The organism is Mesocryomonas lacus, assembly GCF_055730105.2.
In genome coordinates this window covers 25,328-37,332 of the sequence record NZ_JBUZWF020000009.1, presented here as the reverse complement: position 1 = coordinate 37,332, position 12,005 = coordinate 25,328, and the positions used below count along the sequence as shown (strand labels likewise).

At 67.4% G+C, this 12,005-nt stretch carries 17 protein-coding genes; 13 read left to right on the top strand and 4 right to left on the bottom strand.

From position 1 onward, the window contains the following. Positions 1–74 precede the first annotated feature (74 nt). The 6 genes from ACZLZQ_RS22575 to ACZLZQ_RS22550 all read left to right on the top strand — a co-directional run bounded on the left by ACZLZQ_RS22575 (position 75) and on the right by ACZLZQ_RS22550 (position 4,297). Entirely contained in the window at positions 75–1,031 is a 957-nt protein-coding gene (locus tag ACZLZQ_RS22575) for a peptidylprolyl isomerase (RefSeq protein WP_472951371.1), read from the top strand. Positions 1,032–1,143: 112 nt separating this feature from the next. Next, positions 1,144–2,385, top strand: coding sequence for a bifunctional glutamate N-acetyltransferase/amino-acid acetyltransferase ArgJ (argJ, locus tag ACZLZQ_RS22570; RefSeq protein ID WP_472951370.1), 1,242 nt, complete (start codon positions 1,144–1,146; stop codon positions 2,383–2,385). Beyond that, on the top strand, positions 2,366–3,142 hold the full coding sequence (locus ACZLZQ_RS22565; RefSeq protein ID WP_472935797.1) for a GNAT family N-acetyltransferase: 777 nt from the start codon (positions 2,366–2,368) through the stop codon (positions 3,140–3,142). Before argJ ends, ACZLZQ_RS22565 begins: the two co-directional genes overlap by 20 nt. An 84-nt stretch (positions 3,143–3,226) precedes the next feature. Further along, the gene (gene mutT, locus ACZLZQ_RS22560; protein ID WP_472935796.1) at positions 3,227–3,634 is read left to right on the top strand and encodes an 8-oxo-dGTP diphosphatase MutT; all 408 of its coding nucleotides are present in this window, start codon (positions 3,227–3,229) and stop codon (positions 3,632–3,634) included. Positions 3,635–3,791: 157 nt separating this feature from the next. After that, positions 3,792–4,100: a hypothetical protein gene (locus ACZLZQ_RS22555; RefSeq protein WP_472951369.1), complete on the top strand. Its 309-nt coding sequence runs from the start codon at positions 3,792–3,794 to the stop codon at positions 4,098–4,100. Then, complete coding sequence (locus tag ACZLZQ_RS22550) at positions 4,094–4,297, top strand: Flp family type IVb pilin (RefSeq protein ID WP_472951368.1); 204 nt, start codon at positions 4,094–4,096, stop codon at positions 4,295–4,297. The genes ACZLZQ_RS22555 and ACZLZQ_RS22550 overlap by 7 nt, the downstream gene beginning before the upstream one ends. A gap of 156 nt (positions 4,298–4,453) precedes the next feature. Here the strand turns inward: ACZLZQ_RS22550 and ACZLZQ_RS22545 are convergent, their stop codons facing one another. Then, entirely contained in the window at positions 4,454–5,338 is an 885-nt protein-coding gene (locus tag ACZLZQ_RS22545; protein WP_472935793.1) for a methyltransferase domain-containing protein, read from the bottom strand. A 132-nt stretch (positions 5,339–5,470) separates the two neighbouring features. On the opposite strand from ACZLZQ_RS22545, the gene ACZLZQ_RS22540 reads away from it, so the two are divergent. The 7 genes from ACZLZQ_RS22540 (at position 5,471) to ACZLZQ_RS22510 (ending at position 9,667) form a co-directional block, all read left to right on the top strand. Beyond that, positions 5,471–6,259 (top strand): ComF family protein, encoded by a 789-nt coding sequence (locus tag ACZLZQ_RS22540; RefSeq protein WP_472951366.1) that lies wholly within the window; start codon positions 5,471–5,473, stop codon positions 6,257–6,259. Positions 6,260–6,288: 29 nt separating this feature from the next. Next, positions 6,289–6,546, top strand: a complete 258-nt coding sequence (gene grxC / locus ACZLZQ_RS22535; protein WP_472935791.1) for a glutaredoxin 3 — start codon at positions 6,289–6,291, stop codon at positions 6,544–6,546. Between the two features lie 85 nt (positions 6,547–6,631). Next, positions 6,632–7,510 carry a carbon-nitrogen hydrolase family protein gene (locus ACZLZQ_RS22530; protein ID WP_472951365.1) on the top strand — a complete coding sequence of 293 codons (879 nt, stop codon included), beginning with the start codon at positions 6,632–6,634 and terminating at the stop codon, positions 7,508–7,510. Beyond that, positions 7,507–7,917: a DUF1178 family protein gene (locus ACZLZQ_RS22525; RefSeq protein WP_472951364.1), complete on the top strand. Its 411-nt coding sequence runs from the start codon at positions 7,507–7,509 to the stop codon at positions 7,915–7,917. Before ACZLZQ_RS22530 ends, ACZLZQ_RS22525 begins: the two co-directional genes overlap by 4 nt. 156 nt (positions 7,918–8,073) lie before the next feature. Next, the gene (locus tag ACZLZQ_RS22520) at positions 8,074–8,346 is read left to right on the top strand and encodes a DUF1289 domain-containing protein (protein WP_472951363.1); all 273 of its coding nucleotides are present in this window, start codon (positions 8,074–8,076) and stop codon (positions 8,344–8,346) included. Positions 8,347–8,372: 26 nt separating this feature from the next. After that, complete coding sequence (locus ACZLZQ_RS22515; RefSeq protein ID WP_472951362.1) at positions 8,373–8,666, top strand: DUF1289 domain-containing protein; 294 nt, start codon at positions 8,373–8,375, stop codon at positions 8,664–8,666. A gap of 122 nt (positions 8,667–8,788) precedes the next feature. Then, entirely contained in the window at positions 8,789–9,667 is an 879-nt protein-coding gene (locus ACZLZQ_RS22510) for a hypothetical protein (RefSeq protein WP_472951360.1), read from the top strand. A 156-nt stretch (positions 9,668–9,823) separates the two neighbouring features. On the opposite strand, the gene ACZLZQ_RS22505 is transcribed toward ACZLZQ_RS22510, so the two are convergent. The 3 genes from ACZLZQ_RS22505 to ubiG all read right to left on the bottom strand — a co-directional run bounded on the left by ACZLZQ_RS22505 (position 9,824) and on the right by ubiG (position 11,924). Then, positions 9,824–10,294 (bottom strand): Dps family protein, encoded by a 471-nt coding sequence (locus ACZLZQ_RS22505; protein WP_472935785.1) that lies wholly within the window; start codon positions 10,292–10,294, stop codon positions 9,824–9,826. A gap of 240 nt (positions 10,295–10,534) precedes the next feature. Further along, positions 10,535–11,008, bottom strand: coding sequence for a hypothetical protein (locus tag ACZLZQ_RS22500; protein ID WP_472951359.1), 474 nt, complete (start codon positions 11,006–11,008; stop codon positions 10,535–10,537). Positions 11,009–11,180: 172 nt separating this feature from the next. Beyond that, complete coding sequence (gene ubiG / locus ACZLZQ_RS22495; RefSeq protein WP_472951357.1) at positions 11,181–11,924, bottom strand: bifunctional 2-polyprenyl-6-hydroxyphenol methylase/3-demethylubiquinol 3-O-methyltransferase UbiG; 744 nt, start codon at positions 11,922–11,924, stop codon at positions 11,181–11,183. Between the last annotated feature and the right edge of the window lie 81 nt (positions 11,925–12,005).

The window sequence follows — 12,005 nt, the reverse complement described above, 5'->3', positions numbered from 1 at the left end:
CCACGCGTTCAAAGAGCGGCCCGCGCCGAGAGGCCGGCATCCGTGTCGCCCGAGAAATCCGAGGAACTGACTTTATGACCCGTATCATCACGCTTCTTCTTGCCGCGACCAGCCTGTCGCTGGCGGGCATGGCCCTCCCGGCCAGCGCCGCCGACACCGACGTCGTGGCCAAGGTGGGCACCCAGTCGATTACCGAGGGCGACCTGACGCTCGCCGCCGGCGACCTCGGCGAGCAGTTCGAGAAGCTGCCGCCCGAGCAGCGCAAGCTGGCCGTGCTGTCCGCCCTGATCGACATCAAGTCACTCGCCCAGGAAGCCGAGAAGACCGACATCGAGAAGGACCCGGTGGTGCAGGCGCGCATCGCCTTTCTGCGCGAGCGGGCGCTGCACAACGCCTATTTCCAGAAGCAGGGCGTCGACGGCATCAAGGATGAGGAGCTGAAGGCACGCTACGACGCCGAGCTCGCGAAGCTGAAGCCGGTCGAGGAAGTCCATGCCCGCCACATCCTGGTGAAGACCAAGGAAGAGGCTGAGGCGGTGATCAAGGAACTCGACGCCGGCGCTGACTTCATGACGCTGGCGGCGTCGAAATCGGCCGGCCCGTCCGGTCCCGAGGGCGGCGATCTCGGCTTCTTTGGTCCCGGCCAGATGGTGCCGCCTTTCGAGAAGGCTGCCTATGCGCTCGAGGTCGGCAAGTATACCGAGGCGCCAATCGAGACCCAGTTCGGCTGGCACGTCATTCAGGTGACCGAGAAGCGGCCGCAGCCGCAGCCGAGCTTCGACGACGTTAAGGACCAGGTTCGCCAGGTGCTGATGCGCGAGAAGTACATGGCCATCGTCCAGAAGGCCCGCGACGACCTGAAGGTCGAGTATGTCGACCCGAAGGTGAAGACGCAGGTCGAGGCGATGGAGAAGTCGATCGCCAACGGCGCACCGGCCGGCGGTGAGGCAGCGCCGGCTGAGGGCGCTCCGGCAGAAATGGCCCCGGCCGAGGGCGATGCCCCCGCCACGGCGCCCGCGCCCGCCCAGTAAGAGTAAAACAACGACTGCCGGCGGAAGAGGACAATGCTCTCTTCCGCCGGTCCGCAAGCCGGACGGCCGGCGACAGCGCGATCTCCAGAAGGCTTCCCGAGAAGGAACGACCATGAGCGTGAGCGTCTCCCCGCTGGCCCCCACGGCCACGCCCGACATGCCGGTGATCGAGGGCCTGCGCATCGCCACCGGCGCCGCTGGCATCAAGTACAAGGGCCGCACCGACGTGCTCCTGATGGTGCTCGACGCGCCCGGCGGCATTGCCGGCGTGTTCACCAAGTCGAAATGCCCGTCGGCGCCGGTCGACTTCTGCCGTGACAGCCTGAAGGGCGGGAGCGTCCGCGCGATCGTCGTCAATTCCGGCAATGCCAACGCCTTCACCGGCCGCAAGGGCCGCGAGACCACGGCGATGACCGCGGTCGCCGCCGCCGAGGCGGTCGGCTGCAAGACCGGCGAGGTCTTCCTCGCCTCGACTGGCGTCATCGGCGAGCCGCTCGATGCCGGCAAATTCGCGCACCTCCTGGAAGGCCTCGCTGGCGAGGCGACCGGCGACCGCTGGCGCGACGCCGCCGACGCGATCATGACGACTGACACCTATGCCAAGGTTGCCACCCGCACGGTCGAGATCGACGGCGTGGCGGTTACCTTGAACGGCATCGCCAAGGGTGCCGGCATGATCGCGCCTGACATGGCGACGATGCTCTCCTTCCTCGCCACCGACGCGGCGATCTCCTCCGCGGCGCTGCAGGCGATGTTGTCGGCTGCCGTCGAGCCGAGCTTCAACTCCGTCACCGTCGACAGCGACACCTCGACCTCCGACACGCTGCTGCTGCTGTCGACCGGCGCGGCAGCCGCCCGCGGTTGCCCGGAGATCACCGACGGCGCCGACCCGCGCCTTTCCGACTTCAAGCTGGCGCTCGCCGACATGCTGCTCGACCTCGCCCGCCAGGTGGCGCGCGACGGAGAGGGCGCCCGGCACGAGATCCAGGTGACGGTCGAGGGCGCTGTCAGCGACACCTCCGCCAAGCGCATCGCGCTGTCGATCGCCAACTCGCCGCTGGTGAAGACGGCGGTCGCCGGCGAAGACGCCAACTGGGGCCGCGTCGTGATGGCCGTCGGCAAGGCCGGCGAGCCCGCCGACCGCGACCTTCTGACGATCTCCTTCGGCGAGGTGCGCGTCGCGGTGAACGGCGAGCGCGATCCCGACTACAGCGAGGCGGCGGCGGCGGCGGTGATGAAGCGGCCGGAAGTGCCGATCCGGGTCGAGCTCGGTCTCGGCGCCGGGCGCTGGACGGTCTATACCTGCGATCTCACGAAGGAATATGTCGAGATCAATGGCGACTATCGAAGCTGAGTTCATGAAGCGTCTCGCCGTCGTCCGCCGGCTGGAGGCCGCCGGCTTCCGGGCCTGGCCCGCCACCTCCACCGTCTATGACGGCACCTGGGCGGTGCGGCTGACCAAGAGCTTTCCCGCCAAGCGGCTGAACTCGGTCAATCCGCTCGACCCGTCCGACCATTCCGACATCGAGGGCCGGATCGAGCGGGCGGCGGAGCGCTTCGCCGCGGCGGGCCGGCCGCTGGTGTTCCGCCAGTCGCCGCTGGCGCCGACGCCGCTGATCGAGCATCTCGACCGCGCGGGCTGGTCGCGCTTCGCCGAATCCATCGTCTTCACCGCCGACCTCGCCGCGCTCGACCTGTCGAGCGCCATCGACCGGATCCCGACCAAGGACCTCGGGCGCTACGTGACTGCGAGCCTTGCCGTGCACGACCGCTCCGACGACATGCGCCAAGGCCTGACCGAGATCCTGGAATCGATCCGCCCCCCCGCCGGCCTGTTCGTGCAGGAGGAAGCGGGAAAGGCCATCGCCGTGGCGCTGGCGATCCACGACAACGACCTTGCGGGCGTGCTCGACGTCGCCGTGGCCGAGGGCAGCCGCCAGAGGGGCATCGGGCGCGACATCGTGGCCTCTGCGCTGCGCCACACCTTGCACAAGGGGGCACGCACCGGCTGGCTGCAGGTCGAGGCGGAGAACACAGCGGGCTTGGCGCTCTACCGCAATCTCGGTTTCGTCGAGGCCTATCGCTACATCTACCGCTCGCCGCCGGCCTGACGACGCGGCCTGCTGGTGACCCGCCCGGACGGTCCGTCCGCGGCTTCTCCGCCTCCGGCGGGGGCAAACGTTGAGGAAACCATCATGCCTGCGAAGACCATCCTCCTCGTTGCCGCCTGCGCGCTGATCGATGCCGACCGACGCGTGCTGATCGCCGAGCGGCCGGAAGGCAAGTCGCTGGCAGGGCTCTGGGAGTTTCCGGGCGGCAAGGTGGAGGCCGGCGAGACGCCCGAGGAGACGCTGATCCGCGAACTCCAGGAGGAGATCGGCGTCACGACGCAAGCCGCGTGTCTCGCGCCGCTGACCTTCGCCAGTCATCTCTACCCCGACTTCCACCTTTTGATGCCGCTTTACGTCTGCCGTCGCTATGAGGGCATCGCCCAGCCGCGCGAGGGGCAGCGGCTGAAATGGGTGCGGCCGAAGGACCTGCGCGACTATCCCATGCCCCCGGCCGACGCGCCGCTGATCCCGTTCCTCATCGACCTCATCTGAGAAAAACTGCCGCAGGGGAAGCCTGCCCCAGACCCTAACCTTTGCTGAAGGACCGGCGGCGGCCTTAAGCGATTTTTCACGGCTTTCCGTCACAATCCCAGAGTGTTGCAAAAGCGCCGCGTCCTTGCCGGGCGCCGCCGACATCCGGGGGGTGACCATGAAAGACAGCGGCCAGCCGAAAACGGGAAATGCCGGCGCCCTCGCCGAGGCCCGCACCGGCCTCTTTCGTGCCACCTTGCTGTTCGGCTCGATCGCCGCGGCGCTGGCGCTGATCGTCGTCCCCTCCGCCGACCGCCACGCGAAGATCAGCGTCGCCGAGCGCGGCCAGGCGCTGGATCCGACGGTCACCGGCTCGGCCGGAAATGCCGGCAAGAACACCTATGTCGAGAGCCGCAGCGTTCTGTGGGATGGCAAGGCTGGCCCTTGCCTACTGTTCCCCGATGGTACGCAGCGCGGCGCATGCTGAACGGTAGACCTTCTTCGCTGAGGGCGCGGCTGATGTCGCGCTGCCGCAGCTTCATCGATGATACCGCGGGAGCGACGGCGATCGAGTACGCGCTGATCGCCGGCCTCATCGGCCTCGCGATCGTTGCCTTCGTCTCGCAGATCGGCAGCAGCCTCCAGACCATCTTCCAGAACGTCGCGAACGGCCTGGCGAAATAAAGCTGGCATAGCGACAGGCCCGTCCGGTCGACGGGATCCTGGATAGCCTCGACTTTTAGCGTCTGTCTTTCTGGCGACGAACAGTCGGGTGACCTCGTTGCGGTTCCTCTGTCCGCGATAAGAGGGGGCGTTCGTCTCCCGCCAAGCGGCCGGTGCTCAGAGCTTGCCCGACCGATCGTTCAGCACCGCGCTGAGGCTCGCCTTCGCGCTGCCCGGCTTCAGCGGCTTCTGCTGGCTGTCGTGCGGTTTCCAGCCGGAGAGATAGACGATGTCGAAGGTCGCCCGCACCCGCCCGTCCGGATCCGAATAGCGGTCGGCGTAGATTTCCGCGGCGCGCAGGAACAGCCGGCGCCGGCTCGGCACGCGGCTGCGTTCGGTCAGCATGTTCGCCATGCCCATGGCCCTCAGATCACGCATCAGCTCGAACATCGAGGCATAGCGCACCGTCAGCCGGTCCTGGTCAGTGACCGGCAGCGCGAGGCCCGCCCGCTGCAGCAGCGCGCCGGCGTCGCGGATGTCGACGAAGGGGGCGACGCGCGGCGAGACGCCGCCGACGATCTCCGCCTCCGCCGCAAGCAGAGCGGCGCGCAGTTCGCTCAGCGTTTCGCCGCCGAGAAGCGCCGCCAGGAACAGTCCGTCCGGCTTCAGGCAGCGTTTGATCTGGACGAGGGTTCCCGGCGTATCGTTGGTGAGATGCAGCGACAGCGCGGAAACGACGAGGTCGACGGCATTCTCTGCGAGCGGCAACGCCTCTTCGTCGGCGACGACCGACAGGCCAGTGCCGCCGAGCAGTGCCGCATCGCGCTCGACCCGCACGACGGTGTCGACCTGGCCACCGGCCGCGAGGAGGCCCGCCATCTCGCCGGAATGGCCGGCAAGGTCGACGGCGAGCGGAAACCGGCGCTCGACCAGCGACAGCCGTTCGGCGAGCTCGGCGGCGACCGCGCGCAAGAGGAAGCGGGCCTCGGCAGCCTTCGGGTCGAGCGCCACACGGCGCCGGCGGCGGTCGAGCAGAGCACGGTCGAAAAGAGGGGTGTTCATCCAGCTTCCAATTTCGAGGTCGACGCCGGCTTGTAGCTGATGACGCACGGCGTAACGTCAAGCTTCTTGCATCGACGTCAAGCTAAGGACGCCCGGCGAAGGGCGCCTCCCAACCGGAGGGCGGGGATCGGAATGCGGCAGAGCGGGGCCCGCTGGCTGGCGGCGGCACTGGGCCAGCTGCTGTTTCCGCCGGTCTGTGCCGGCTGCCAGACGGCCATCGGGCAAGCGCATGCCCTCTGTGCCGGCTGCTGGGCCGGCGTCGGCTTCATCGAGCCGCCTTTCTGCGCGGTGCTCGGCACGCCCTTCGCCTTCGAGGCGGGGTTTGCCGGCGACATCGGCGCCAGCCTCGTGTCGCCCGAGGCGATCGCCGACCCGCCGCCCTTCGCGCGGCTGCGGGCGGCCGCACTCTATGATGGGCTGGCGGCACGGCTGGTGGCGTCGCTGAAATACGGCGACCGCATCGATCTCACGCTGCTGATGGCCGCCTGGATGGCGCGGGCCGGCCGCGAACTCCTCGACGCGGCCGATCTCGTGGTGCCCGTGCCGCTGCATGCGTCACGGCTGTGGCGGCGTCGCTTCAATCAAGCGGCCGAGCTGGCCCGCCAGCTGGTGCGGCTGGAGGCCGGGCGCGGCCACGTCCTCCGCTACCAGCCGAGGGTGCTGGTCCGCGTCAAGGCGACGCGCAGCCAGGTCGGGCTCGGGCGCGCCCAGCGGGAGGCGAACGTGCGCGCCGCCTTTGCCGTGCCCGGGCGCTGCAAGCCGCTCGTGGCCGGGCGGCGCGTGCTGCTGATCGACGATGTTTTCACCACCGGCGCCACCGTCGCCAGCGCGACACGGGCGCTGAAGCGCGCCGGGGCGCGGGATGTCGACGTGTTGACGTTTGCAAGGGTTGCGGTCGGAGAGGGTGCCGTCCATATCTGAAGTCTCAACCTTTTCACCAGGACGCAGCCATGCCCGACGTCACCATCTACACGCGCCAGTTCTGCGGCTACTGTGCCCGCGCCAAGCAGTTGCTGACCGAGAAGGGCGTCGCCTTCGACGAGAAGGATGCGACGCACGAGCCCGAGATCCGCCGGGAGATGCTGGCCCGGGCGAACGGTGGCACGACCTTCCCGCAGATCTTCATCGGCGACACCCATGTCGGCGGCTGCGACGACCTCTTCGCGCTCGACCGCGGCGGCAAGCTCGACCCGATGCTGGCGGCCTGACAGGCAGAGCCTTCGTTTTTCGCGGCCTAGTCACGGGCCGGCTTCCCACCGGCCGCATCGCCTTCCGCAACCTGCAGGATTTCCCATGACTAAGTTTGCCGCCGCCGTCCTGCAGATGCGCTCGGGCGTCGACCCCAAGGCCAATGCCGAGGTGATGGCCGCGATGGTGGCCGATGCCGTCGCCAAGGGCGCCACCTATCTGCAGACGCCGGAGATGACCGGCATGGTGCAGCGCGACCGCGCGGGACTTAATGCCCAGTTAAAGGGCGAGGCAGACGATGTGATCGTGCGGACCGCCGCGGAGCTTGCGCGTAAGCATAGCGTGTTCATCCATGTTGGCTCGGTCGCCGTCGCGGTCGAGGACGGGATGATCGCCAACCGTGCGTTCCTGTTCGGGCCGGACGGAAAGCGCCTCACCACCTATGACAAGATCCACATGTTCGACGTCGATCTCGACAATGGTGAGAGCTGGCGGGAATCGGCGACCTACAGGCCAGGTGCGGCTGCAGGGATCGCCGATCTTGCACTAGAGGGCGGCTCGGTGCGGATCGGTTTTGGCGTCTGCTACGACATGCGCTTCCCCCAGCTGTTCCGCGCCGAAGCCTTGGCCGGCGCCGAGGTGCTGACCGCGCCCGCCGCCTTCACCCGCCAGACCGGCGAGGCGCACTGGCACGTGCTGCTGCGCGCCCGGGCGATCGAGAATGGCGCCTTCATGATCGCCGCCGCGCAAGGCGGGGTGCACGAGGACGGCCGCGAGACCTATGGCCATTCGATCATCATCGACCCCTGGGGCAAGGTGATCGCCGAGGTCGACGGGGCGGAGCCCGGCATCGCCTTGGCCGAGATCGATACCGATATGGTCGCCGCCACCCGCCGCAAGGTGCCGAACCTCAAGAACGCGCGCGACTTCGCGGCGCCGCCGACCGGTGCAGGTTCGGCTGCAGCCGCCGAGGCCGCCGAGTGATCAAGTTCGCGCTCCGCTGCGAGCCGGCGGGGCATGGCTTCGACGGCTGGTTTCGGTCCAGCGAGGATTTCGAACGGCAGACGGCGGACGGTCTGGTCGCCTGCCCCAGTTGCGGCTCCGGCGCGGTGTCGAAGAGCCTGATGCGGCCGGCGGTCTCGACCCGACAGGGCCCGAGCGAGGCCGAGGCGGCGGCGGTGATCGCCAAGCTCCACGAGATCGGCCGCGCCGTGCGTGCCAAGGGCGAGGATGTCGGCCCGGCCTTCGCCGAGGAGGCGCGCCGGATCCACTATGGCGAGACCCCGCAGCGCCAGATTTTTGGCGAGGCGAGCCTGCCCGACGTCAAGGGACTGGTGGAGGAGGGCATCGCGGTGATGCCGCTGCCGCCGCTACCGGAAGACAAGAACTAGAACGCCCCGCGTCCTCCCGGACGCGCAAGGGACGCGCTGGATCGGCAAGAGAGAGCGCCGGGCGTTTCAGCGGACACCCGGCAACAACCTGCGGCGGGGCCTCGCCCGCCACCGCCCGGCCCGCCCGGCGCGGAACGAAACATCCGGAGACCTCGATTGGCCAAGACCTGGGCGGACGCGCCTTCCCCGTGCATCGACGTGTGCAAGTTCCGCGACGAAGGGCGCTGCATCGGCTGCGCCATGACCAAGCCGGAGAAGAAGGCGTATAAGCGCCTCGGCAAGAAGTCGAAGAAACAGGCCTTCTTCCTGCAACTCGCAGCTCGCCTGGAAAGCGCCGGCCGGCTGCCCTACTGGACGCGGATGTACCGGCGCAAATGCGAGCGCAAGGATGCCCCCTGTCCGCTCGACAAGCTCGACCAGGCTGCCTGACCCCCGCGCCGCCACAGGAAACCGTGATGTCCGACACAACCGATCTCGCCCTCTGGGCCGATGCGCCGAGCCCTTGCGTCGACGTGTGCAAGTACAAGCGCCAAGGCCGCTGCGTCGGCTGCGCCATGACCAAGGAAGAGAAGCAGGCGTTTCCCCGCAACGGCAGCGGCGAGGCGAAGAAGGAATTCATCGAGGCGCTGATGAGCCGGCTGGCCGAGGCAACGCGCAACCCGGCCTTCTGGGTGATGTCGTACCGGCGCAAATGCGCGATGGAGGGGGTGGAATGCCCGATCCGCGATGATGACGCAGACGTCGGCTGACGCTCACATCAGACACATGCTCCGTCTGTAGACAGGCATGGCTACCGGTTTAGCGCACGCTAAGGCGTTTTCGCTGTCCACTGAGCTGTTGGGCTGACGCCGGTGACGCGCGAAATTCCCGGTTGAAGTTCGACCAATTGAGGAGGCCGGCCTCGAACACGATCATCGTCAATGGGCCCTCGATCGCGATCCGGATCGACCTTCATCGCGATCGAGGTCGCAGGGCGCCCGTTTGTCGGCCATTCCCATCACGCCACAGCCATGATGGGAACCGACCTATGAATAGCCGGATGATCGCCTTTCTTCTCTTTTGCGCCGCATCGCCCCCGGCGCTGTCTGCTCTAGCCGACGAAGCGTTGCCGACGGGGCCGGCGTTGAACCTTTCGGCCGTTACCGCCATTCGCATCACTGGAGATGCCAGTGCGATCGACCTGACCACCCGTGAGGGCGAGCTTTTTACCGCCACCCTCGGCGGCAAGCGCTCGGGGTGGTTCGCGCATTGGAACTCGATCTGGTCCAATACGGACTGCCGAACCGAAAGCCGCATGTCCCTGAAGGACACGACGCTGTTCGTCGATGCCAGCACATCCTCCTGGCTTGATACCGCTGCCTGTCGAGTCGAATTGAAGGGGAACGTCCCCAAGGAGGTCTCGATCTCGATCAAGCAGGCGGCGTCGCAGGTGAAGCTCGTCGGCGACTTCGCGACCATCGCGCTCGACAACAAGGCTGCCGACGTGACGCTCGAAGGGCATGCCGGTTCTGTCCAGCTGAAGGCTGCGGCGCTTCGTTCGCATCTGAGCTTCGATCGAACGCAGGCGGACGAAACGCTGGTGATCGCTGCCGTCAGCCAGGATAGCTATCTCAGCTTCGCCGCCGATACCGCGATCAGCTACACGGTGGAAGCCAAGGCCGCGATGGTCGACAGCGCGCTGCCCAACGCCGTCGGCGCCAGGCCATCGGTCGTCTTGCGCGGCGATTATGTCCGGGCGACCATCCGGTAAGCCGCGATCGCTGCCGAATAGCTTGCGGGAAGGCGCGGCCGCGGCCTCGCCTGGCCGATGCCCGCAAAAGTGCGCCTGACAGACAGGTCGTTTCAAAGAAAACGGCCCCACCATTGCTGGCAGGGCCGTTCGCATTTCTGACGAAAAATTCGTGGCCTACTTCAGGTGCGCGCGGAGCATCCAAGCGAACTTGTCGTGGGCCTCGATGCGCTGGGTCGAAAGGTCGTTCGTCGCCCAGTCGCCGTGCTGGTCGGCGATCTCGCAGAGAGCCGAGAGCGTCGAGGAGATCTGCTCCTGGTCGGCGAGGAGGGCGGCGATCATCTCCTTGGCGTCGGCGTGGCCGTCATGCTCCTTCACCGCGCTGCGGGCGAGGTAGACGGAGTAACGGCCTTCCGCGTGCACGTCGAACTGCTTGATGCGCTCGGCGAGGAGGTCCTGGCCTTCGAAGTGGTCCTCGTAGATCTTTTGGAACAGCTCGTGCAGCGGGCCAAACGACATGCCGGTGACGTTCCAATGGAAGTTCTGCGCCTTCATCGTCTCGATGGAGGTCTCAGCCAGCGCCTGCGTCAGGCCCTGGACGATCTCTTCCTTGGCGGTCGGCTCGATCTTGGCGGCGGTCAGTCCCATGGGTGTCTCCTTGTGACCGGGCAAGCCGGTCCTTGTCGTGGAATAATTCTAAACTAGGCTGCCGATCTCCCTTTGGCAATCCTTTTTTGAATCATTCTAAACTGGATGGGGGGAGAAGTGGCGCACCGGCGCACAGATAGCCGGTCAGCAGCAGTGCGGCCGCGACGTGCCTCGACAACCGCTACGAGGGCGATCGCCGATCTTCAGAAGCAAAGGGTAGCAAGGTAGGCTTCGGGCGCCCTATTCGGCGCTGTCGAGCATCCGGACGAGGCCGGCCGAGAGGAAGCGCATCCAGCGCTGCGCCTCGGGCTGCACGCGCCAGGCGATTAGCGCGCGGGCGCCAGGCTCGTCGCCCCGGCGGGTTGCGGACACCAGACGCAGCAGCCAGGTCTCGTCCTCGCCGACGGACTTGGCGCCGGGGCGGTAGAAGCTCATCTGGCGGCGTCCTTTGTTGGCAAGGCCGTGGAAGAAGGCGTTGGCATAGCGGGAGAGCGATACGTCGGTCTCGCCGGAGAGAAGGAGGCAAGCGCGCTCGAGATCGGGTTGCGGCGCGATGACACTGCGCAGCGCCAGCCAGCGCAGCCGGTCGAGGTTGATGCGCTCGGCGGCGCTGGGCTCGAACGACGGGATGATGCGGGCAGCCGTCGCGCATGGGAAGGCGAGAATGGTCTCGTTGCCCGCGTTGGTGTCTGCCTGCTTCAGTGCTGCTGCCATTGCCAAGAGATCCTGGGACTCAACCGGAATGCCGTCTGCGCCTTGCGTATAAACTTGAGCGACAGGCGAAGCAATCGGGGGGCCTGCCCGGCGGGGGTATGGCCGCACACGTCCGCGTGCAATCCAGCCCCCAAACGGCAAGGCTGGACCGGTAAGGGCAGACGGCCGACCCTCAGGCGCGGCGGGCGAGAACCATGTAGTTGACGTCCATGTCCTTCGACGGGCGCCAGGCGTCGGCGAGCGGGTGGTAGACAATGCCTGTCTCGTCGATCATCGAGAGGCCCGCGGCCTCGACGGGCGCGCGGATCTCCTCCGGGCGGACGAGCTTGGAATACTGGTGCGTGCCTTTCGGCAGCCAGCCCAGCACGTATTCCGCCCCGATGATCGCAAAGCCCATGGCCTTGAAGGTCCGGTTGATGGTGGCGACGAAGAGCAGCCCGCCGGGCTTCACCATGTCGGCACAGGAGGTCAGGAAGTAGGGGACGTCGGAGACGTGCTCGACGACTTCGAGCGCGAGCACGACGTCGAACTTTTCCCCGGCTTCGGCGATCGCCTCGGCAGTGGTCGCGCGGTAGTCGATGTCGAGGCCGCTCTGAACGGCGTGGAGGCGGGCCACCTCGATGTTGGTGGCCGAGGCGTCGGCGCCGACGACCCGGGCGCCGAGCCGCGCTACCGGCTCGGAAATTAGCCCGCCTCCGCATCCGATATCGAGAACGCTGAGCCCTTCGAACGGCCGGGATGAACCGAGGTCGACGCCGAAATTAAGACCGAGCTGCTCCCGGATATAGGAAAGGCGCACGGGGTTGAACTTGTGCAGCGGCTTGAACTTGCCCGCCGGGTTCCACCATTCCGCGGCGAGTCTGGAAAAGCGCTCGACTTCGCCATCGTCGATCGTCGTCTGCCGCGCGTCGCTCATCGTCTTGGTCCCGTCAGCTTGTCGTCCCCCCGCATGTTCGCCCCCGGCGGCGAAAGTCAAGCGCCGGCGGTCGCCGGCAAC